Source organism: Lysinibacillus sp. K60, from assembly GCF_019731275.1.
GTDB lineage: Bacteria > Bacillota > Bacilli > Bacillales_A > Planococcaceae > Lysinibacillus > Lysinibacillus capsici.
Genome location: NZ_JAASJR010000002.1, coordinates 491,223 through 511,948, shown reverse-complemented (window position 1 = coordinate 511,948; position 20,726 = coordinate 491,223). Strand labels below are relative to the sequence as shown.

Below are 20,726 nucleotides of genomic sequence, written 5' to 3'. Positions count from 1 at the left end.
CTGGATTGACTATTCCTCTCATCCTTTTCGTTGAGAGGTTGTTCAATTGCATCGTGAAAATAATAAAAAGCCTTTTTCTCCACACGCAAAGAACTACCTTACGTAGGGATGAAAAAGACTTTCCATGGTACCACCCTTTTTTATAGCAAATAATTGCTACCTCGCGAATAAATGACTGCATTTATGCACCAATGCGACAGACATCGCATCCAATATAGTGTCATAAAACATTTATTCATTAATAACGAGCACTTTCGACTATGCCCGGAGCTATCTAATGGTGTAAACACGTTTAATAGCCCACTCCGAGGGGATGTCGGATCTAGTTGTATCGCCGGCTTCCAGCACGACCGGCTCTCTGGTAGATACAAGGCTCTAGAACCTTTAACCTCATCAACGTTTTTATTTATCTAGTTGTTAAATTTTCATTACGCCTCCAGTAGAAGCGCTCGTCACTAATTTTGAATATCTTGCTAACCAACCGCGTTTGATTTTTGGCTCAAAGGCTGGTAATTTTGCACGACGTTCAGCTAAAACTTCATCTGAAACTTGTAAATTAATCGTACGATTTGGTAGATCAATTTCGATAATATCTCCGTTTTCTACTAAAGCGATTGGACCGCCTTCAGCAGCTTCTGGTGAAATATGGCCAATTGAAATACCACGAGATGCCCCGGAGAAACGACCATCTGTAATTAAGGCAACCTTTGTACCCAGGCCTCGACCTTGAATGGCAGATGTTGGTGCGAGCATTTCTGGCATCCCTGGGCCACCCTTAGGTCCTTCATAGCGAATGACAACTACATGGCCCTCTTTCACCGTTCCATTATCAATGTTTTCTTGTGCTGCTTCTTGTGAATCAAAGACGATAGCCTCGCCCTTGAATACTTTGATAGAAGGATCAACTGCCCCTACTTTAATAACAGAGCCATCTGGTGCGATGTTACCGAATAAAACTGATAATCCACCTACAGCACTATATGGATTGTCTTTTGTTCGAATGACTTGATCATTCGTGATGTGATAATCTTTGACAAGCTCACCCATTGTAACGCCTGCTACGGTTGGACGGTCTGGATGAATAGCACCTGGAATAGATGTTAATTCATTAATAATGGCACTTACGCCACCTGCTTTATTAATATCATCCATTGAAATATCTGAAGCAGGCATGATTTTTGCTAAATAAGGCACTCTTTCTGCTACTTTATTAATATCTTCAATGTTGTAATCTATCTCGGCTTCATTGGCAATTGCTAATGTATGAAGAACTGTATTTGTGGAGCCTCCCATTGCCATATCAAGAGCAAACGCATCATCAATTGCCTCTTTTGTAATAATATCGCGAGGTTTAACGTCTTCCTTGATCATGCGAATTAATTGTTTAGCTGCTTCTTTAATCAGCTTGTGACGCTCTTCAGAAGTGGCAACGATTGTACCATTTCCAGGTAAAGCAACACCAAGCATTTCCATTAAGCAGTTCATCGAATTTGCTGTAAACATGCCTGAGCATGAGCCACATGTTGGACAAGCATTATTCTCAATATCCAACAGCTCTTCCGCAGACATTTTTCCTGATTTGTGGGCTCCTACACCTTCAAACACAGATGTTAAGGAAAGCTGTTTTCCTGCTGCAGAAGTTCCCGCCTCCATTGGACCACCTGAAACAAAGATAGATGGTACATTCGTACGAACTGCTGCCATAAGCATTCCTGGTGTAATTTTGTCACAGTTTGGAATATAAAATACGCCATCAAACCAATGTGCATTAATAACAGTTTCAGCAGAGTCTGCTATAATCTCACGACTCGGTAAGGAATAACGCATACCTATATGCCCCATTGCAATACCATCATCGACGCCAATTGTATTAAATTCGAATGGAATACCACCCGCTTCTATAATAGCTTCTTTCACTACATCAGCGAACGTACGTAAATGAACGTGACCTGGTATTATGTCGATATAAGAGTTACAAACCCCAATAAATGGTTTGCCTAGATCTTTTGCTTTTACTTTGCCTGTTGCATATAAAAGACTTCGATGTGGCGCTCGATCTACGCCTACTTTAATCATGTCACTTCTCATTTTAAACGCCCCTCATTGCTATCCATACTATGTTCGTTGCTATAGACAAAATGTTCTGTCTTTTTATTTTTTGTTTATAGAGTAATGGTCTCTTAGACGATTACTGCTGTAAAGATTGTTGTTATCATAGTACGAAAAAAAGGTCTCGTCAACAGTATTTTTTGAATTGTTTAAACAATTCAAAAAATCTGTCAAAATTGAAATCGTTTACATGCTGATTAAGCATCAGTTTTATCTCGCTTTGATAAAAATTTTGACATTTCGTTCAAATTTTAATTTTTTAATAATAAACAAAAATGAGTAAATAAATAATTCCCATATATTTGAATAAGCTAAATCATCCAATCCTCGAGATAACGCTTACAATAGAAACAACTTTTTTAAGTATCCTGTAAAAAATACTTGTTCAGGATCATATTGGTGTCGAATACTTAAAAACTTTTCAATCTCTGGATACAACGCATAGACCGTTTGCGCTGTTAAATGATGTTGTTTTCCCCAGTGAGGACGACCTTCATATTTTTGCATCAATGTATGCACCCATTTAAAATAAGGTTCTTCTGCCATTCCCTTATACATATGAAAGGCTATAAAAGCTGACTCACGCCCTTGTGTTGGACTTAAAAAACCTGCTTCGCCTGCAGTTGTTCGACACTCTAAAGGAAAATGCACATTAAAAGTCCCTTTTTTAAACGTTGCATGGATTTCCTCCAAACAAGCTTCAAACTGTGATAGCGGGATGGCATATTCACTCTCTTGGAACTTCACGCTACGAGGTGAAGGATAAATTTCATAGCTAATCCCTACTTTTTCACTTTCTACCACATTGGCAGCCGCTATCTTGCTCATGGTACCACTTAAACCTGGTTTCCACTTACAAAGCGCTGACATCGCAAAAAAAGCCCCATTTTCTACTATTTGTAGCTTTAACCTTTCTATTTTTTTATTCCATTCGCTTTGAAAGACAGGCGCGACCGCATTCATCCGTTTTACTTGAATTGTTTCACTACCAGGAAAATAAAACCACTCCACATGACGATGTTGACGAATATCCTCAGCAAATAACGAGAGACCATTTGTCAATGTTTCTCTTGCCCCCACATAATGCAAACCATATAGTGGTATGACCTTAATCGTTACTTTGACCAGAACACCTAGCATCCCAAGAGATACATGCAGCGCTTCAGATAAATCATCCATCCCTCTCCTATGTTCCTGATAAGTACCAGTACCATCTACAAATCCCCATGCCTGGACAGCTGACGATAGAGAACCAAGTGTAACCCCTGTGCCATGTGTGCCAGTTGACACTGCCCCTGCAATGGTTTGCTCCTGTATATCGCCCATATTGATTAACGCAAAACCATGTTTCGCTAGCATTGGACCAATTTCATATAGGTAGGTCCCTGCCCATAATGTTGCCTCCTGCCTTTCCTCATTCACAGCGATTAATCCACGCAGATTATGTAAGGAAATTGCTATATGCTCAGGCATAGCCACAGCGCTAAAAGAATGAGCAGCACCTGTGACACGGATTGTCTTTCCTGATTGACACGCATGCTTCACAATTGCTGAAACTTCATCAATGGAGTGTGGTAAATACATTTCATTCGGATAGGAAATAACATTACCAGCCCAGTTTGTCCACTTTTCACCATTCCGCCATTTTTCTATAGAAAACATTGTCCATCCCCCCTGTATGTTGTGTAATGTCCTGCATACTTGTCCCCACGAATAGCATGCAGGATCTGAAAACGCTCACAAAGCTCTCCAGCCTTCGCATGTCGAAAATAAATAGTATCGCCAATATTGATACTTTTCTCTTTGACCTTTATGGGTGTTTGCACTTCCCCTGCGCCTTCTAGGCTAAGATATGCAAAAGTGGTAGGGTCATAGAATACAGGCAAACGATCCATCCCAATTGCTCCTGAAGCCGTATAGCCTCCCCCATGACAAACAACGATATTTTTTTCAGGCATTCTTGTTACACGTAAGGCAAATCCAGCAGCCTTTTCTAGCTGTAAATGTGTAAATTGATCGAACAATGCAGGTGCATAAAAAGCCGAGCCAACTGTAATTTCCGTTACTTCCTTCTGTTGATTGGTGTACGTCATACTTCCTGATCCCCCACCATTAACAAAGCGCAGATTTGGAAAATAGGCCTTGATATGGGCGACCGCTAATCGACGAAACTGCGTTACTTGCTTTTTGGCTTGTATTTGCATGGCTTCTATGACTCTACCTTTTACAGCATTTGCTGGACGATTGCCAACCCCTGCTATTTGAGCCTCATAGCCCATCGCTCCTACCACTTCAATTACAGGGGTGTTTTGAATGGTTTGTAAAAAAGGTGTCAACGTTTCAAGAGAAGACAATGACGAACGTTTTGTTCCAAAATACAATACTTTAAAATCATTTGAAACATTAAGATCAATGCAAACCTGTACACGTACGCCAATCTCTTGTCCCAATTTCGCCAATAGTTGGATATGTTCTGGTCTGTCTACCATAAAGGTGACGATTTTTCCTTCCTTTACAAAATGCAACAATCGACGAATCGTTGCTTCCTCCATTACTGGATAGCCAAGCAATAAGTCATCAAACTGCTGCTCTAATAAAAAAAGGGTCTCTGTTGCAGTAAATGTCATTAATCCCACAACATTCACAAGTTTTTTCTGTATATAACGAAGGACCTCAATAGAACGAATCGATTTTGTTGCAATACGAATTTGTTTTCCACCACAAGCATCTTGAACCATTTGTATATTTTTATCTAGTGCATCTAAGTCTAACCATGCAAATGGCCTTTCCAAATCACAAAATGCTTGATCGAATCTGAACGTCATTTCATCACTCCCTTGTCTGTACTATGTATTTGACACTTAACAGATTAATTCCTTTTTTCAGTTAATTAAACAAAATAAAACAACCGTGCGCCTGTTTTACAATAAGACTACACGGTTGTTTTAATATAGGATAAACATTTCATTCACCTTTCTATTAAATTGGTTACGATGCGTATAAGAAATCAGCTGCAAGATTTAGCATCACTAATAAATGCAAACCAGCAATTAAAAAGCCTTGACGATTTAAACGTTTCATAACAGCCATATTCATACGACCACGCTCCTTTTCTACATTATAATCCCTTTATACAGAATTTTCAAACTATTAAAAAGTGGAAATTTACCCATTTTTCTTTTTCTACATAAAAAATTCTCCCAGGAAATAAGGAATTGTACAGGGAATTGACATTCTGTTTCAATAAATAATGTATTTTTTCACGAATGAAAAGGCTATTGTAGTAAATAATTTAGTTAAATGGCTGTTTTTTATTGTTTCTGGCGATTGGGCGTTGTATGCCTTTCTGGTACGAATTGAATGCATGAACATACTATAGAAGTAAGCGATAATCGGTGTATGTACAATATAGAAGTAATTGTCGTTAATGTGGACATTTTCACGGTAATTTATGCAGTTGGATTAGCAATAAAGTGAGCACAGCAAAGGAGCTGCATTCACTTGTCTACAGCCTTATTTACAACATGTAATAATTACTAAACAAATCACAGTGTTTAATCTACTCCATTCAGGGTATAACTAAGTAATCGCCATTATATCTTAAATTTAAGGAGATGAAAGTAATGATTAGTTTCATTTGGTATTTAATTATTGGAGGAATTCTTGGTTGGTTAGCTGGCGTCATTTTAGGTAAAGATGTACCAGGCGGCATCATCGGGAATATTATTGCAGGTATTGTCGGTTCTTGGATTGGTAGTATGGTTTTAGGGAACTGGGGCTGGAGAGTAAGTGATTTCTACGTGTTCCCAGCACTGATCGGTGCCATCGTGTTGATCTTTATCGTCAGCCTTATTTTAAAAGGTATGCGTAAAGCAACTTAAATATGTAATGAAGAGCCATCCAGTGTGATGGCTCTTTATTTTTCTTCATGTAAAAGAACAGCTGCTTGGAGTTCATCGTGAAAATCATCATACAACTGGTAGTAATATAACACATCCTCGACATATTTCTCGCTATGGTTGTATTGATAAACAGCTTTCTTAATATTCCCTGTCGCAGCACCGTATTTAGATAAGTAATTCGCAGCACTAAATACTGCATCCTCAATATCATAAGGATCTGCTATTCCATCCCCATTTGCGTCTACGCCATATCCTCCGTATTTAGCAATTGTCTCAGGATTCATCAATTCATTTTTCGTGATGTTTCCTTTTCCTAAACCTGCGCATGTGGGATGTTGCCAGCCGACGAATGTACAGGGCATGAATTGCATATGCCCCTCTGCCCCAGCAGATGATACCATTGATTTTACCGTAGAAAAACGCGTTTCAATACGATGATGCGCAGCAAGTAATGTCCATGGTACCCCATATTTTTCTTCTGCAGCTACATAAACGGGAATGTATTGCTCAGGAATTTTCATATCGAAATGCTGTTGAATCTCCTCAATTGCCTTTTGCTGGACAAGCTTTTCGAATATCGGTAATGTTTGAAGCTCCTTCCAAGCAAAAAATGTGAGGACATACACAGTAATTGCAATTGGAATCAATAATGCTATCATACCCAATTTTGTCGCGGGTGATAACATGGGTTTGTTATTCTTTTTCTTTGCCATACGTCACACCTAATCTAGTATTCTTTTTCTATATTACCAAATTTTCCGTAATGTGCAGTATATCTTTTAATTTTGAAAGATCGAAGTCTGTCTTCCAATTTCCACTATGAAAGCAGTTGAAAGGTTTAGTAAAAATATAGTAAAATACAGATTGATTCGTTTATTGGATATTAATAGGGAGGAATTTATTTTGTGGAAAGACTTTAAAGAATTTGCGATGAAAGGCAATATTGTCGATCTAGCAGTAGCAGTAGTCATTGGTGGTGCTTTCGGTAAAATTGTTACCTCCTTAGTTGAAAATATCATCATGCCATTGGTCGGTGTTTTAACGGGTGGTATTGATTTAACAAAGAGTTTTGTTTTTGGCTCAGGTGAAGCTCAAATCAATTTTGGTGTATTTCTACAATCCATCATTGATTTTTTAATCATAGCATTTGCCATTTTTATGGCCTTACGAATTATGACTAAGCTTACACGTAAAAAAGAAGAAGCAGTCGTGGAAGAACCAGCACCTGAACTCGATGCCAAAGAAGAGCTTCTCAAAGAAATTCGCGACTTACTGAAAAAAGAACAAGCCTAACATGTTGTTAAAGCATCTGTCTCTCCATTTAAAGGAGGCAGATGTTTTTATTTTGTATCCTTTACTTTTTGTGCTCTATCCGCTATTTCAGAACCTATCCCTCACTTTGTCCGCTCTATCCACCACTTTTCACGTTGTATCCGCTACTTCAGAACCTATCCCTCACTTTGTCCGCTCTATCCATCACTTTTCACGTTCTATCCGCTACTTTCTATCTTGTATCCGCTAACTTGAAATTATCCTCCACTTCTTCAGCTCTATCTTTATTCCGGAATCTCCTACTATTCCTACGTGTTTAACTATAAATAATCTAGCTAATTTTCAGAAATCACCTTGTTCTTCTTTAGTATCCATGTTAAATTGGTAACAATTATTGAGAATACTATTAAATTGAAAGCGAAAGTTGTTGCTTTTAATAATATTGAAGAAAAGAGTGACGTCATGACATTAAACAGAAGTATTGAAACAAAGCTTGTACAACTTGGTAATTTAAGTGACCCAGCAACAGGAGCTGTGAGTCCGCCCATTCATTTATCGACTGCTTATAAACATACTGGGATTGGTGAATCTACAGGTTTTGACTATACACGTACAAAAAATCCAACACGTGCTCTTTTAGAAGCAGGAATTGCTGATTTAGAGGGTGGCGATATGGGCTTTGCCTGTAGTTCCGGGATGGCTGCCATTCAATTGGTATTATCCCTATTTAAACCAGGCGATGAATTAGTCGTGCCAGATGATTTATATGGCGGTACATATAGACTATTTAACTTCTTCCAAGATACTTATAATATCAAGCCTGTTTATTCAAAATTTGAATCAGTTGAACAGGTGGAAGCATTAATGAATGAAAATACACGTGCAATATTTATTGAAACACCAACAAATCCACTTATGCAGGAATTTGATTTACAAGTGTATGCGGAGTTAGCACATAAGCATGGGGCATGGTTAATTGTGGATAATACATTTTATACGCCATACTTCCAACGCCCTATTGAATTAGGCGCAGATATTGTGCTTCATTCTGCAACGAAGTATATTGGTGGTCATAATGATGTTTTAGCTGGGCTAGTGGTTGCTAAAGGAACAGAATTAGCTGAACGTATTGGCTTTATTCATAATGGTAGTGGCATGGTGCTAGGAGCTATGGATTCATGGTTACTTATTCGTGGTCTAAAAACAATGCATCTACGTTTAAAGCAACATGATGCCAATGCGAAGGCGATTGCTGCTTACTTAGAGGAAGAAGAGTTAGTGACAGATGTCCTTTATACTGGAAAAGGTGGCATGCTGTCATTCCGCTTGCAAAAGCCTGAGTGGATTGACCCATTCCTTCGTAACTTAAAGTTAATTACTTTTGCTGAAAGTCTTGGCGGTGTTGAAAGCTTTATTACGTATCCTGCTACACAAACACATGCAGATATGCCTTATGAAGAACGTGTGGAGCGTGGCGTTTGTGATCGTTTATTACGCTTCTCTGTTGGCATTGAGGAAGCAGAAGATTTAATTGCAGACTTACGACAAGTATTTGATATCCTTAGAAAAGAGGCGTAATGGATGAAGCAACGTATTGAAACAAGCCTCATTCACGCAGGTGTTCGTGATGGCTATGGTGATAAAAAAGGGGCTGTTAATGTCCCGATGTATCTGTCCTCTACTTTCCATCAAGAAAGTATAGATGAATTCGGAGAATATGATTATGCTCGTTCAGGCAACCCTACAAGAGATGCATTAGAAAAAGCTGTAGCAGAGCTTGAGGGTGGTGTTCGTGCCCATGCATTTTCATCTGGAATCGCTGCCGTATCAGCAGCATTAATGCTGTTATCGCAGGGAGATCATATCGTCATGACTGAGGATGTTTATGGTGGAACCTATCGTTTTGTAACAAAGGTGTTGCCACGCTTTGGGATTTCCCATACATTTGTAGATTTTACGGATCTAGCAGCTGTAGAAGCAGCAATCACGCCAGCTACAAAACTACTTTATATGGAAACACCATCAAATCCAACGTTAGGCATTACAGATATACGTGGTATAGTGGCGCTTGCCAAGCAACACCACTGCCTTACATTCTTGGATAATACTTTTATGACACCTTTACACCAACGCCCACTAGAACTTGGTGTAGATGTCGTTATTCATAGTGCAACAAAGTTTTTATCTGGACATTCTGATATTATTGCTGGCTTAACGGTTACTGCCGATGAAAAGCTAGGTCAGGATCTCTACTTTATCCAAAATTCATTCGGTAATATTTTAGGTGTACAGGATTCATTCACACTTCTACAAAACATCAAAACAACAGATGTACGTTTTAGTCGTTCTGCTGAATCTGCACAAAAAATTGCTGTTTATTTGGCTAGTAATCCACTAGTTGAGCAGGTCTACTATCCAGGGCTTGCTTCACATCCTGGCTACGCTATTCATCAACGTCAAAGCACAAGTCCTGGGGCCGTTTTATCCTTCCGACTACCAAGCTATGCAGCTGCAAAGGCATTGGTTGAGGCGATGACAATTCCAGTATTTGCGGTCTCTCTTGGAGGAGTAGAATCTATTCTTTCTTACCCTGCAAAAATGAGTCATGCTGCTATGGAGCCTGAAGAGCGTGCTAAACGAGGCATCACAGATGGCCTTCTACGTTTTTCTGTAGGACTTGAGCATGTTGATGACTTAATTGCTGATTTTGCACAAGCCCTAGAGATTGCTGCCAGGGCTTAATCGAATCAACATAAAAACCGCGTCCAGTTGACGCGGTTTTATTGATGATAGGTTCAATTTTTCACCTTTGCTAACAATCGGTATAAATAATCCCCATGCCCCTTTGCTAACAGGGCATCTTGCTCAGCTGAAATCCAATAGAATGAAAAGAGTAAATCCCCTTCGTTCAAGCCTGTTGGATGATGCTGCCATGCATCCCGTGTTTCATCGGATGTTAAATGATAAAAATACCGTTTTTGTAAAACACCTGATGGATGATTAAAATAGTCCTGTGCTATTAACGCTTGAACGACAAGTGTGGTTAGACCTGTTTCTTCTAGCATTTCACGTTTCACAGCGTCTAAAGGTGTTTCCCCTTCCTCTACCGTACCTTTGGGCACCTGGATACCTGCCCCAACTGAATTCTGTTCAAATACGAGTACCTGTAATTGATCCTCATGCGTTCGCGTGATATAGCCAAATGCTTTTTCAATTACTTGCATGAAAGTGACCCCCTTTGAATGATTGAATGTTACAATAAAGAGAAAAATTGGAATAGCAGGTGAAAAGTGTTGACACTTATTATACGACAGATGCAAGAAAATGACATTACTTTTGTACAAGAAATTGCTAGAATAAGCTGGCATCATACATACGAAGGAATCATTCCACGTGACATTCAAGATCGTTTTTTACAACTAGCTTATAGTCGAGAACGATTAATTGAACGTCTTATCAACAGTCCGTTTCTTGTTGCAATTTTTGACGAATGGCTAGTAGGCTTTGCTAATTTTTCAAATGTAACACAAGGTGAGGCAGAGCTACATGCGATTTATTTACATCCTGATATGCATGGTAAGGGCGTGGGTACCGCACTTTTACAGGAAGGACTACGCATGCTACCAAATCTATCGTCTTTATTTGTTTGTGTAGAGAAAGAAAATAAACTTGGAATGCATTTTTATCAAGCAAAGGGATTTGTAGCAATAGAAGAATTTGATGAACAATTTGATGGTCATCTACTTAAGACAGTTAAATTGGTTAAACAATATGAAAAAGTGTAACGGTTCTTGCAACTACCGTTACACTTTTATTTATGTAAGATTTATCTGCTCCGCTTGGATAACAAGTGCTGTTAAGCCAGTTATACTACCAGATTCATGTGCCTGTCCTTGATGCCATAGCACTCCCTGTCCTGTTTTTATGGTGATTTTTTCACCATCTTCACCTCTTATCCATCCTTCCCCATTAATAACGATAAATAGCTGTGGAACAGGGGCTTCATGCATACCAACCACTCCACCTGACTCAATATAGATGAAACCGATCGTCGTAGGCACTTCTGTTTTCGTAATTTTTCTATAGAATGTATCGATGGATTGGTATTGATGAATGGGGTTTGCTAAATCTTGTGTAAATTGTATCAGTTGCATTTCGCGAAAATCCTTTCTTATTAGGCTAGTTCTTCTTCAGCAAATGCTAAAAGAGTTCCATCTTCTTTTTTGATATAAAAAGTAAATGCATCATAGCCATTTCTTTTAATCGTTTCCCAGTTAGTGGTTTCTCCATTGATAAGTCGAACATTTTCTTGTTCATCTACCTCATAGTCGTCTATTTCTTCGTCATAGTCGATGTTATAGAAAAATGATAATACGACTTCTGTTTCGGGTAAATTATATTTTTCTAGTGGACGTTTGTCACGGTGATCCTCTGTATACGCCTCACAAAATAGCGCATTATAACCATGTAGAGTCGCATCAAAGAGCAAAATTCCCTCTGCGGATAAAGGATCTTTAGCAACGATTCTAGCGGTGGAGCCTGTAATAAAAGGCATTTCCTCCCCTTCAATGATTAGCAAATCACCGTAATACCAAATTTCAAATTGTTCATTGCCTGCACTAGAATGAAGCTGAAACTGTGATTCAACTTCATCTATAAATTGGACGTTTCCTGCAAATTGCTGTAGATAAATGGGAATAGGATTAATCATAGCTTTCCTCTCCTTTTCTGTTAGAAATTACTTCCTTACAATATAATACATCTTTCTTAGTCATAAAGAAAAACCCAGAATTTTTTCTGGGCTTGATGACACTTACTTTTCTAGCATGATTAAAACTGACGGGCCTTTGCTTCACTTCGCAAGAGACGGTTATGGAGAGTAATCTCCGTTTCACCATTTACTTGCGATTTTGATCGCTTAATCCTTGACCAGTTGCGGTGGATTTTTTGAGATTTGGGGTCTAGTTGTTCGAACCTACTCATTTTTCATCCTCCTCATCATTATAGATTTCATAAGTGAAATCTTCTTTATTATGACCAGCTAAGGTGAATTTATACTAATTTCATAAGAAGCATGTCCACTTCTCTTTATTTGTTTTCGCTTAACCAAGTTAACGCATATTGTACATATAATTCGGCTCCAACGCGCAAACCATCTTCATCGATATTAAAATGGCCATTATGATGTGCCCAGCGTGTATCCTTTACTGTATTGCCTGAGCCTACTAGAGCAAAGCAGCCAGGTACTTCATCTAAGTAAAAGCTAAAGTCTTCTCCACCCATTGTCGGATCATCAACATGATAAGCTTCCGCCCCAAAATGTTCAGCTGCAAGGCGCTCGACTAAGCTGGCACTCGCCACATCATTGTTGACGGCTTGTGTACCATATTCATAAACAACCTCTGCTGTGCCCCCATAAAGTGAGGCAATCTGCTCAGCATAATGACGAATTTGCGCTTCGATATGTGAACGGACCTCTTTATCAAAACAGCGCACAGTCCCTTCTAAAATGGCATTTTCAGCAATTACATTAAAGCGTGTGCCAACCTCCATTTTTCCAATTGTAAGAACGGCAGGTTGAAGTGGATTGACGGTACGTGCCACAACTGTTTGGACATTCAAAGCAAACGTTGAAGCAATCATCACGGCATCAATGGCATCATGTGGTACTGCGGCATGCCCGCCCTGCCCTTTAAAGCGCACTTTGAAAATATCAGCAGAGGCAAAGGCAGGACCTTTATTGCACTGAATTTTTCCTGTGTTAATTTGCGACCAAATATGAATACCAAAGACGTTATCTACACCTTTCATTGCTCCTTGCTCTACCATCGCTTTTGCACCCGTAGCAACTTCTTCCGCTGGCTGGAAAATAAAACGAACTGTTCCCTCAATTTCTTCTTGTACCGTATGTAATGTCTTAGCTGCAATCAGCAACATGGCTGTATGCGCATCATGACCACAGGCATGCATCTTACCATCTGTTTTAGAGCGATACGGAATATCTTCTCGTATTTCATAAACTGACAATGCATCCATATCCGCACGTAAGGCAATGGTTTTTCCTTCCCTGCCCCCTTTTAACTCCGCAATAATGCCTGTTGGCTCTGTTCGTCTATACGGAATACCAAGGTTCTCTAAATACGCTGCTACATAATTCGTTGTTTCATATTCTTCCCAAGAAAGCTCTGGCTCACTGTGCAATTTTTGACGAATCGTCACAAGCTCACTATTTAATTCCGCGATAATGCGTTTGATATTGTTCATGATTACTCTCTCCTTGTTTATAACCAACTTACGAAAATACCTGCTAAAATAACAGATGTTATCGTTACACTAATGAAGCCTCCTACAAGCATCGGTGGCAACATATGGCTTAACAGTATTTCACGTTCTTTTTCGTCGGTTGTGGACGATTTCACTACTTCATTCGTTAAAATATAATCTGCTGGGAACCCATAGAGCGCTGTTAAGGATACAGCAAACGCTAAATTCGGGCTGACCTTTAACACTTTTCCTGCGATGAAAGAGAAAATATACATACCAATGACTGCTAAGACAATAGACACTACTAATGGCACTATAATACGCATCAGCATTTCAGGGGAAGCCTGTTTTAAGCCATCAAATATAAAGAGCATTAACCCCATAATGGCAAAACCGAAGCCATTTGCTTTTTGCAATGGTTGTCTTTCTAAAAAACCAAATGTCGATGCAAGGACACCAAACACTAGGCATAGCACTAATGCATTGACTGTCACAACAGGTGCTAATGCTGTAGATGTACCATACGCTAATAATCCAACAAGCGCTAAACGGAAAAATTTAAAGTATTCTGTATTGTACTTGGTAGGAATTTTCCTAAATAATTTTGGTTGCTCAGATGACTGTTCAACATCTTCCTCTACCAGTGTTACCGATTGTATATTCCCTTGATGGTGTTCTTTTAATAAACGTTTTGCTTCACGCTTCAATACAATGGACGTGATGGGATATCCTGCAAAACCTTGAATGACGTAAATCACAATGGCAAAGACGGCTAAATCCTCTAAGCCAGCTGCAGAAGCGCCTTCTGACATCACTAGCGCTGCCACAACACCACCGACTAATGGTGGAACTGCAACAATCATCGTTTTTAAATCAAATAGCAAGGCACCAATTGTAAATAATATGGCGATGATGCCTACAATACCAGCTAAAGAAATAACGATGGCTTTCCACTGGTTTTTCAATTCCTTAAGGGACAGAAGTGTACCCATATTCGTAATTAATAAATACATTAACATCGTGGCAACGACTGGACCAATCCCGGCAATACTAACAATATCTTTCGGGAAGAATGTCCAATAGCCAATTAAAAATAATACCGCACAGACGAACACAGATGGAATCCACGCCTTCGTTCTTGTTGCTACGATATCTCCGATGTAAAGAATAGCAAGTACTATCGTCAGTGCTAACATTTGCGACATATCAAAGAATTCTCCTAACTTAGTAATTTTTTAATGTCATCTATAATAATACTAATTATTCTTAAAATTCTATTTTTACAGAAAAGAAGAAAAACAACGTATGAACGAGCATATTCGTGACACTAAAATTACGGTTTTCCAAATATTTAGATTTTAAAGAATTTTTGTAAAGCGCTTACAAAAAAAGAGAACCATTCTAAAATGGTTCTACTTTGTCTTACATGCTATTTTTTTTAACGATTACCTGTGTTTACATAGATCAATAAAAATATCGTAAGGGCGACAAAAAGTACAAGACCTACATGAAATAACCATTGTGTATGGAATAATTCGTTTAGTATCCATAAAAGGACACAAAAACAGTAGCCATACATCATTTTTCCCATAAATCTTGCCAGTGCCTTTTCATCATAATGTTCTTTTTCCTCCTGTGCCATCGTATGAAAGCCAGCAAGTAGAAAAGCTCCTTTACCTTGCGATAGAACAATGGCGAAGATGAGAAACGGCAGCATGATAATTAAATAGACAATTACTCCCAAGGTTTATCATCCTACTTTTCATTTTTAATAAATTGCTCAATTGCTGGTAGTAATTCTTCATGCAGTGGCAGTGAAGGGTCTGCATAGGTTGCTAAGTTTTTGGCACGATCGGCTGGTGCCTTTTTCAATACGTGATTCATACCCGCTAGATAAAGTAATTTTGCCTCTTGTTTGCCTTTCTTCAATGCCTCAGCATCGGCTTCCTTCACTTGTAAATCTGTTGTTCCTTGTACTAGCAATACACGGCTTTTTACTTTTGCAAGCTCATTAGCAGGTTGATATTTTAGCAAGGAAATCAGAAAAGGCTGTACAGATGGACGGAAAAGGGCTTGTAGCTCTGGTGAAATATTTTTCACTTGCTTCCCTTGCTTTAAAGCTGTCAAAATATTCGTGGATTCATTGAAAAGCTTTGGTGCTAATTGACCTTTTAATTGCTCTAAAAGCACTTCATCTAACGATCTACCTGCACCGGCAATGGACACAAAGGATGCTACGCCTGTCTTTTGAGTCGCGAGCAAACCAATGAGTGAGCCTTCGCTATGGCCAATCACATGTACACTTGTGTAGGCTTTATCAGCCATCAATGTTTGGATAATTTGTACAGCATCATCAACGTATTGGTCAAACGTTCCATCCTCTTCCTTTGTTAAGAGCGCTTGATTGTCACCTAGTCCTCGCTTATCATAACGCACCGTCGCAATGCCCTGTTGTGCTAAACCTTCCGCCAACATTTTCAAGCTATTATTTTTTCCAGCCAAAGCAGAATTACCATCTTTATCAGTTGGCCCCGATCCTGCTATTATCAGTGCCACTGGTGATGGAGATGTAGAAGCCTTTTCTACAGCTACCGTTAAGTTGCCGTTTTGAACGGGAATTTTTAATGTGTCATAGGTAACAGGTTGCTCTTTATAAGCCTTTAGTATTAAAGGAAATTTCGCACCATTTTGTTGAAATGTAGCCTCTATTTGTTCATTTTTGATTGTGCCATTAATGGCAATAGCCGAGCCGTTTAAATTTATGGACACTTTTACTTTATCACCTGTATACGTCACACTTTGAAATGGAAAATTAGATAAGCCCTGTGCTGGCACGGATAATGTACCACTTTCCTTCTTTAAATCGATAATAATCGGTAATGGTCCATTTGGCGTTTCAATAGTTCCTTCCCATTTTCCAATAAACTGTTCATTCATTGCATTTGTCCCCTTTGTTCCTTGATGTTGTGCAGTGACCTCTTTTTGCCCACAGGCAGCTAAAAGTAAAATTATACAGCAAATCCATAACCATTTTTTCATCTAATCTTCCTTTCTATATGAAAATCACCAATAAAATTGGCAGTAAAGTAATAGCTATTAAGATGTAACACCATTTGTTCGCGAAATTAACAGTCCAACCGATTCCAAACTTTTTAGGCACTAATAAGGATGGATCATTTTTATTGCAATAAAAAATACCCCATTTCCAGTATTGATCATCTGTGGCAGCTGTTTCATTTGTATGTACCTCATCAAAACGTTCATTACTTTTACTGAGCTTCCAAATGAACACTAGTAAACCACCCAACGTAACGACATTAAAGACAAGAAAAAGTGGGAAGAAGTAGGGAGCCGTTTGGTCTTGTAAAATAACAGTTGTATAGTGTAAAACAACAAATAGAATTGTCATACTAAAATTCATGGCTGCCAGGTACCAGCTTCCGTATTTACGCTGAGTTAACTCCCGATGAATGGATGCTTCTTTGGCCTGTGCACTTAATTGGATTTTGGCACTTTTCATGCCTTGACTCATCATGAAAAAACTAGTTTGTATTGCCAATAATATAAGTGGCATACTGATGACTGAGAGCCGCGATTTTTGAGTCCAACCATCGACCTCTCCTGCTCCATTCCAATGTGTAGCAAAAACCTCTGGGATTGTCTCATAGTTCATGTACGTAAAAGCAATTAAAGCAAGTGTGATGATGATGGGTACACTAAAAAATATAGGTGATAATGCTTCCTCTTTCTGACGGATAGACAAATCTGTCACATATACTGTTTTTATTTGTGTCTCCCACTGCTCCTGCACCTTTAATTTTTTCGTTTTAACATGATAACTCATGTAAAGACCTGATGACAAAAGGAGCATGACATACAAAAGGATAAAGGAAATTAAAGATACCTTCTCCTCTTGTATAGGTGAAAGATAGAGAGCGATTTGACCTACTAAAAATAAGCCGGTAATTCCTGCGATGATTTGGCTATAATGCTTCTTCCACAGCTTTAATTGTGGATGTTTGACATATGGTTCGGGTATGGAAACACCAAAAACAAGTGTTTTTCTTGTTAAATGTGGGGTCATCGTTTCCATAATTCCGACAATGATAAAGATGCCTACAATTATAAGCATACTACCCCTACTTCCATTGTTTTAAAATTCGCTGGAACAAACTTGTCATTTGCTCTTTTTCGAGGCCACGCGCAAAAGCCTCCGCCATGATAGGCTTCAAGGCATTTTCGACTTTTTCAAACTCCGTTTCTTCCAGCTCTCTCTTTTGACCACCAATAATGACCGCTTTTGCTTTCGGCTTCAATTCAATTAAGCCCTTCTCTTCAAGTTCATGATAACTTTTACTGACCGTGCTAACGTTAATGCCTAGATCTGTAGCCATCGAACGTACAGACGGTAAAGTATCACCATTTTTCAGCTCGCCTTGCGCAATGCATTCTATTATTTGATTGGCCAATTGTTTATATAGCTGCAATTCACTGTTTGGATCTAATTGTATTTGCATAAAACTCCCCCAATCTGTATTGCTTGTAACCAAACAGAAATCTGTTATGTATAGAGTAATACAGATTTTCTCTAATGTCAAATGAAGGAATTTTTATGGTGTTGAGTAGAGGTTTTTTCACAATAAGAGCGAGAGCCTTCCCTTGGTAGTGCTTTGAACTTCATTTAGAGTGGGTTCTCCTCCCCTATGAGCACTTTGAACTCCATTTAGAGCGGATCCCCCTTCCTTAGGAGCGCTTTAACTCCATTTAGAGCGGGTTCTCCTTCCTTAGGAGCGCTTTGAACTTCATTTAGAGCGGATATCTTGAGTACTTTAGACCCCATAAGAAACAAAAAGGACCCAGAATAATTCTGGATCCATGGACACTTATTGCTTCTATTTGATTTTTAACTGGTATAGTTTACACTTCTTCTTAATCTATAGCAAAACAGAATAGTCTGTTTCACCTTTAGGCTTAAGATTTATGAAGCTTCAACCTTCAACAGTTGTGGCGGACTTTCCTGAGATTCTTGGTCTTTGGGTGTTTGACTATTACTACTCATTCTGCATCCTCCCCATCAGATTAGATTAATAAGTGGTTCCTCTCTTATTATGAGCCTTCTTCTATTTTTTATACATGCTTTAGCTTTTTTCTGCAAAGACTTGTTGGGCTATCGTTAAAGCATTTTGCACTCTTGGAAAACCGATGTAGGGTGCTAATTGTAAAAGTGCCTCGACCACTTCTGTCTGTGTCAAGCCTGCATGTAATCCACGCTGAATATGCGTTTTGGTTTGTGGTGCAGCACCTTGTGTAACTACCGCTGTTATCACGACGAGTGCTCGACTCTTTGCATCCAGCCCAGGCCGTGCATAGACATCACCGTAAGCAAATTCAATAATCATTTTGCGTAAATCGGGTGCGATATCGGCTAATGCATCAGATTTAATCATCCGTGCTGCTTCTTCCTCTGTCACATATTGTTTAATTGTTTCGAGCCCCTTTGTAAAACGTTCATTCATTTCTTCATCCCTCCTACATTTACTTATACAAAAACCCCAATTCCGCGTCTCCAGAATTGGGGATTGTCCTTCACATATGTAAGGTTCTCTTCTTCACGTCACCCTCTGGCTCAGTGAAAAAGGATAAAGGTTTTCATAGTGCCTCACAGGACAGCTTTAATGAATATCTATGCAAAAAGTCACAAGGACATGCACGCAAAAATTAAATGGCTACAAGACAGGCTTTCGCTTTTTCAATTTGGATTTTTACTTGTTCAAAGCCAGTACCACCTAAGGAATGGCGGCGGCGAACAGCAGCTTCTGGCGCTAGTACATCGTAAATATCCGCTTCAATTAACGTACTTTCTTGCTGCATTTCTTCCAATGGCAAGTCTAATAAATAAATACCCTTTTGAATACATGTAAAGACAAGCTTACCAGTCACCTCATGTGCCTCACGGAATGGCATCCCCTTTGTAGCAAGGTAATCTGCTAGCTCCGTTGCATTTGAAAAATCAGCGTGAACAGCCTGATGTAAGCGTTCCGTGTTGACAGTCATTGTACGCACCATACCTTCAAAGATTTTAAGTGAACCAAGAATCGTATGAACAGTGTCGAACATACCCTCTTTGTCCTCCTGCATATCTTTGTTATACGTTAATGGTGTGCCCTTTAACACCGTTAATAGGCCCATTAGATTCCCATAAACACGCCCTGTTTTACCACGAATAAGCTCTGCCATATCTGGGTTTTTCTTTTGTGGCATAATCGAAGAACCTGTTGAGAAGGCATCATCCAGTTCGATAAATTTAAATTCATCTGTAGACCAGATAATAATTTCCTCAGCAAAGCGTGATAAATGTGCCATAAGTAAGGAGGAATGACTTAAAAATTCCACGATAAAATCACGATCACTTACCGCATCCATGGAGTTTGCATAAACCTCGCTAAAACCTAATAGCTCTGCTGATTTTAAACGGTCAATCGGGAAAGTTGTCCCTGCCATTGCCCCAGCACCTAAAGGTAAAATATCAATACGTTTTATGGATTCTGTAAAACGTTGTTTATCACGCTCTAGCATCCAAAAATAAGCCATTAAATGGTGTGCAAAGGATATTGGCTGTGCACGTTGTAGATGCGTATAACCTGGTGCAATCGTTTCAATATGCTCTTGTGCTTTGTCTAGAAGCGTTTGTTGGAACGTCACAATTAAATCAATTGCTTCCTGCACACGCTTTTTCAAGAAAAGATGCATATCCGTTGCTACTTGGTCATTTCGGCTACGTCCTGTATGTAGTTTGCCACCGACAGGACCTATTAAATCAATTAACTTTTTTTCTAAATTTAAGTGTATATCTTCATTGGCAACGCTAAATTCAAGCTCACCCGCAATTGCCTTATCTTTTAATTGGGCAAGACCACCTAGTATGGCCTCTACATCAGCTGCTGGTAAAATTCCTGTGGCACCAAGCATTGTGACATGTGCAACACTACCTTCAAGGTCCTCTAGCACAAGTTGCTGGTCAAAGCCAATGGATGCGCCAAATTCGTCTACCCATGCTTCTGCTGATTTTTGGAAACGTCCACCCCAAAGTTTTGTCATGTCAGCTCACCTTTTCCTCGATTACTTATCAAAAGGTGTAGTATAAGCACAAATGCCTCACCACACCTTGCTTGTTCAACA

Annotated in this window: 21 protein-coding genes; 5 read left to right on the top strand and 16 right to left on the bottom strand. The window is 39.1% G+C overall.

Going from position 1 to position 20,726, the window contains the following annotated elements; genetic code table 11:
* Positions 1 to 417 precede the first annotated feature (417 nt).
* The 3 genes from ilvD to HCH28_RS06320 all read right to left on the bottom strand — a co-directional run bounded on the left by ilvD (position 418) and on the right by HCH28_RS06320 (position 4,934).
* On the bottom strand, positions 418 to 2,088 hold the full coding sequence (gene ilvD, locus HCH28_RS06330) for a dihydroxy-acid dehydratase (protein ID WP_221680260.1): 1,671 nt from the start codon (positions 2,086 to 2,088) through the stop codon (positions 418 to 420).
* 360 nt (positions 2,089 to 2,448) lie between these two features.
* The gene (locus HCH28_RS06325; RefSeq protein WP_221680259.1) at positions 2,449 to 3,771 is read right to left on the bottom strand and encodes a D-arabinono-1,4-lactone oxidase; all 1,323 of its coding nucleotides are present in this window, start codon (positions 3,769 to 3,771) and stop codon (positions 2,449 to 2,451) included.
* On the bottom strand, positions 3,759 to 4,934 hold the full coding sequence (locus HCH28_RS06320; RefSeq protein ID WP_221680258.1) for an amino acid deaminase/aldolase: 1,176 nt from the start codon (positions 4,932 to 4,934) through the stop codon (positions 3,759 to 3,761). The genes HCH28_RS06325 and HCH28_RS06320 overlap by 13 nt, the downstream gene beginning before the upstream one ends.
* Before the next feature lie 798 nt (positions 4,935 to 5,732).
* Here HCH28_RS06320 and HCH28_RS06315 point away from each other — a divergent pair.
* The gene (locus HCH28_RS06315) at positions 5,733 to 5,990 is read left to right on the top strand and encodes a GlsB/YeaQ/YmgE family stress response membrane protein (RefSeq protein ID WP_004231402.1); all 258 of its coding nucleotides are present in this window, start codon (positions 5,733 to 5,735) and stop codon (positions 5,988 to 5,990) included.
* 35 nt (positions 5,991 to 6,025) lie between these two features.
* Here the strand turns inward: HCH28_RS06315 and HCH28_RS06310 are convergent, their stop codons facing one another.
* The gene (locus HCH28_RS06310; protein WP_004231399.1) at positions 6,026 to 6,724 is read right to left on the bottom strand and encodes a lytic transglycosylase domain-containing protein; all 699 of its coding nucleotides are present in this window, start codon (positions 6,722 to 6,724) and stop codon (positions 6,026 to 6,028) included.
* A 190-nt stretch (positions 6,725 to 6,914) separates the two neighbouring features.
* On the opposite strand from HCH28_RS06310, the gene mscL reads away from it, so the two are divergent.
* The 3 genes from mscL to HCH28_RS06295 all read left to right on the top strand — a co-directional run bounded on the left by mscL (position 6,915) and on the right by HCH28_RS06295 (position 10,025).
* A complete protein-coding gene (gene mscL / locus HCH28_RS06305; RefSeq protein WP_009370295.1) occupies positions 6,915 to 7,304 on the top strand; it encodes a large conductance mechanosensitive channel protein MscL in 390 nt (129 codons plus the stop codon).
* 441 nt (positions 7,305 to 7,745) lie between these two features.
* Positions 7,746 to 8,861, top strand: a complete 1,116-nt coding sequence (locus tag HCH28_RS06300) for a methionine biosynthesis PLP-dependent protein (RefSeq protein WP_026023403.1) — start codon at positions 7,746 to 7,748, stop codon at positions 8,859 to 8,861.
* 3 nt (positions 8,862 to 8,864) lie between these two features.
* On the top strand, positions 8,865 to 10,025 hold the full coding sequence (locus HCH28_RS06295; protein ID WP_221680257.1) for an aminotransferase class I/II-fold pyridoxal phosphate-dependent enzyme: 1,161 nt from the start codon (positions 8,865 to 8,867) through the stop codon (positions 10,023 to 10,025).
* 53 nt (positions 10,026 to 10,078) lie between these two features.
* Here HCH28_RS06295 and HCH28_RS06290 read toward each other — a convergent pair whose 3' ends face one another.
* Positions 10,079 to 10,507 carry an NUDIX hydrolase gene (locus tag HCH28_RS06290; RefSeq protein WP_221680256.1) on the bottom strand — a complete coding sequence of 143 codons (429 nt, stop codon included), beginning with the start codon at positions 10,505 to 10,507 and terminating at the stop codon, positions 10,079 to 10,081.
* A 69-nt stretch (positions 10,508 to 10,576) separates the two neighbouring features.
* Between HCH28_RS06290 and HCH28_RS06285 the strand changes: the two genes are divergently transcribed.
* Positions 10,577 to 11,068, top strand: a complete 492-nt coding sequence (locus tag HCH28_RS06285; RefSeq protein ID WP_004231387.1) for a GNAT family N-acetyltransferase — start codon at positions 10,577 to 10,579, stop codon at positions 11,066 to 11,068.
* A 30-nt stretch (positions 11,069 to 11,098) separates the two neighbouring features.
* Here HCH28_RS06285 and HCH28_RS06280 read toward each other — a convergent pair whose 3' ends face one another.
* From HCH28_RS06280 to argH, 11 genes are all read right to left on the bottom strand, one after another.
* Positions 11,099 to 11,437, bottom strand: a complete 339-nt coding sequence (locus HCH28_RS06280) for a cupin domain-containing protein (RefSeq protein WP_004231385.1) — start codon at positions 11,435 to 11,437, stop codon at positions 11,099 to 11,101.
* 20 nt (positions 11,438 to 11,457) lie between these two features.
* Positions 11,458 to 11,994 carry a hypothetical protein gene (locus HCH28_RS06275; protein WP_221680255.1) on the bottom strand — a complete coding sequence of 179 codons (537 nt, stop codon included), beginning with the start codon at positions 11,992 to 11,994 and terminating at the stop codon, positions 11,458 to 11,460.
* Between the two features lie 119 nt (positions 11,995 to 12,113).
* Positions 12,114 to 12,266: a YpzG family protein gene (locus HCH28_RS06270; RefSeq protein ID WP_004231380.1), complete on the bottom strand. Its 153-nt coding sequence runs from the start codon at positions 12,264 to 12,266 to the stop codon at positions 12,114 to 12,116.
* A 105-nt stretch (positions 12,267 to 12,371) separates the two neighbouring features.
* Positions 12,372 to 13,547 carry a M20 metallopeptidase family protein gene (locus HCH28_RS06265; protein ID WP_221680254.1) on the bottom strand — a complete coding sequence of 392 codons (1,176 nt, stop codon included), beginning with the start codon at positions 13,545 to 13,547 and terminating at the stop codon, positions 12,372 to 12,374.
* A 17-nt stretch (positions 13,548 to 13,564) separates the two neighbouring features.
* Positions 13,565 to 14,752 (bottom strand): hypothetical protein, encoded by a 1,188-nt coding sequence (locus HCH28_RS06260; RefSeq protein ID WP_221680253.1) that lies wholly within the window; start codon positions 14,750 to 14,752, stop codon positions 13,565 to 13,567.
* Between the two features lie 233 nt (positions 14,753 to 14,985).
* Positions 14,986 to 15,291, bottom strand: coding sequence for a DUF3784 domain-containing protein (locus HCH28_RS06255; RefSeq protein ID WP_221680252.1), 306 nt, complete (start codon positions 15,289 to 15,291; stop codon positions 14,986 to 14,988).
* A gap of 11 nt (positions 15,292 to 15,302) precedes the next feature.
* Positions 15,303 to 16,586, bottom strand: a complete 1,284-nt coding sequence (locus HCH28_RS06250; RefSeq protein WP_221680251.1) for an alpha/beta hydrolase — start codon at positions 16,584 to 16,586, stop codon at positions 15,303 to 15,305.
* Positions 16,587 to 16,599: 13 nt separating this feature from the next.
* Entirely contained in the window at positions 16,600 to 17,679 is a 1,080-nt protein-coding gene (locus tag HCH28_RS06245) for a DUF1648 domain-containing protein (protein WP_221680250.1), read from the bottom strand.
* Positions 17,680 to 17,686: 7 nt separating this feature from the next.
* Positions 17,687 to 18,064: a GntR family transcriptional regulator gene (locus HCH28_RS06240; RefSeq protein WP_221680249.1), complete on the bottom strand. Its 378-nt coding sequence runs from the start codon at positions 18,062 to 18,064 to the stop codon at positions 17,687 to 17,689.
* 621 nt (positions 18,065 to 18,685) lie between these two features.
* The gene (locus tag HCH28_RS06235) at positions 18,686 to 19,063 is read right to left on the bottom strand and encodes a carboxymuconolactone decarboxylase family protein (RefSeq protein WP_221680248.1); all 378 of its coding nucleotides are present in this window, start codon (positions 19,061 to 19,063) and stop codon (positions 18,686 to 18,688) included.
* Between the two features lie 202 nt (positions 19,064 to 19,265).
* Positions 19,266 to 20,645, bottom strand: a complete 1,380-nt coding sequence (gene argH / locus HCH28_RS06230; protein ID WP_221680247.1) for an argininosuccinate lyase — start codon at positions 20,643 to 20,645, stop codon at positions 19,266 to 19,268.
* Between the last annotated feature and the right edge of the window lie 81 nt (positions 20,646 to 20,726).

Bases quoted from the DNA above. Each gene is read 5' to 3' on its own strand.
- ilvD (WP_221680260.1), bottom strand. From the start codon at position 2,088: ATGAGAAGTGACATGATTAAAGTAGGCGTAGATCGAGCGCCACATCGA.
- HCH28_RS06325 (WP_221680259.1), bottom strand. From the start codon at position 3,771: ATGTTTTCTATAGAAAAATGGCGGAATGGTGAAAAGTGGACAAACTGG.
- HCH28_RS06320 (WP_221680258.1), bottom strand. From the start codon at position 4,934: ATGACGTTCAGATTCGATCAAGCATTTTGTGATTTGGAAAGGCCATTT.
- HCH28_RS06315 (WP_004231402.1), top strand. From the start codon at position 5,733: ATGATTAGTTTCATTTGGTATTTAATTATTGGAGGAATTCTTGGTTGG.
- HCH28_RS06310 (WP_004231399.1), bottom strand. From the start codon at position 6,724: ATGGCAAAGAAAAAGAATAACAAACCCATGTTATCACCCGCGACAAAA.
- HCH28_RS06300 (WP_026023403.1), top strand. From the start codon at position 7,746: ATGACATTAAACAGAAGTATTGAAACAAAGCTTGTACAACTTGGTAAT.
- HCH28_RS06295 (WP_221680257.1), top strand. From the start codon at position 8,865: ATGAAGCAACGTATTGAAACAAGCCTCATTCACGCAGGTGTTCGTGAT.
- HCH28_RS06290 (WP_221680256.1), bottom strand. From the start codon at position 10,507: ATGCAAGTAATTGAAAAAGCATTTGGCTATATCACGCGAACGCATGAG.
- HCH28_RS06280 (WP_004231385.1), bottom strand. From the start codon at position 11,437: ATGCAACTGATACAATTTACACAAGATTTAGCAAACCCCATTCATCAA.
- HCH28_RS06275 (WP_221680255.1), bottom strand. From the start codon at position 11,994: ATGATTAATCCTATTCCCATTTATCTACAGCAATTTGCAGGAAACGTC.
- HCH28_RS06270 (WP_004231380.1), bottom strand. From the start codon at position 12,266: ATGAGTAGGTTCGAACAACTAGACCCCAAATCTCAAAAAATCCACCGC.
- HCH28_RS06265 (WP_221680254.1), bottom strand. From the start codon at position 13,547: ATGAACAATATCAAACGCATTATCGCGGAATTAAATAGTGAGCTTGTG.
- HCH28_RS06260 (WP_221680253.1), bottom strand. From the start codon at position 14,752: ATGTCGCAAATGTTAGCACTGACGATAGTACTTGCTATTCTTTACATC.
- HCH28_RS06250 (WP_221680251.1), bottom strand. From the start codon at position 16,586: ATGAAAAAATGGTTATGGATTTGCTGTATAATTTTACTTTTAGCTGCC.
- HCH28_RS06245 (WP_221680250.1), bottom strand. From the start codon at position 17,679: ATGCTTATAATTGTAGGCATCTTTATCATTGTCGGAATTATGGAAACG.
- HCH28_RS06240 (WP_221680249.1), bottom strand. From the start codon at position 18,064: ATGCAAATACAATTAGATCCAAACAGTGAATTGCAGCTATATAAACAA.
- HCH28_RS06235 (WP_221680248.1), bottom strand. From the start codon at position 19,063: ATGAATGAACGTTTTACAAAGGGGCTCGAAACAATTAAACAATATGTG.
- argH (WP_221680247.1), bottom strand. From the start codon at position 20,645: ATGACAAAACTTTGGGGTGGACGTTTCCAAAAATCAGCAGAAGCATGG.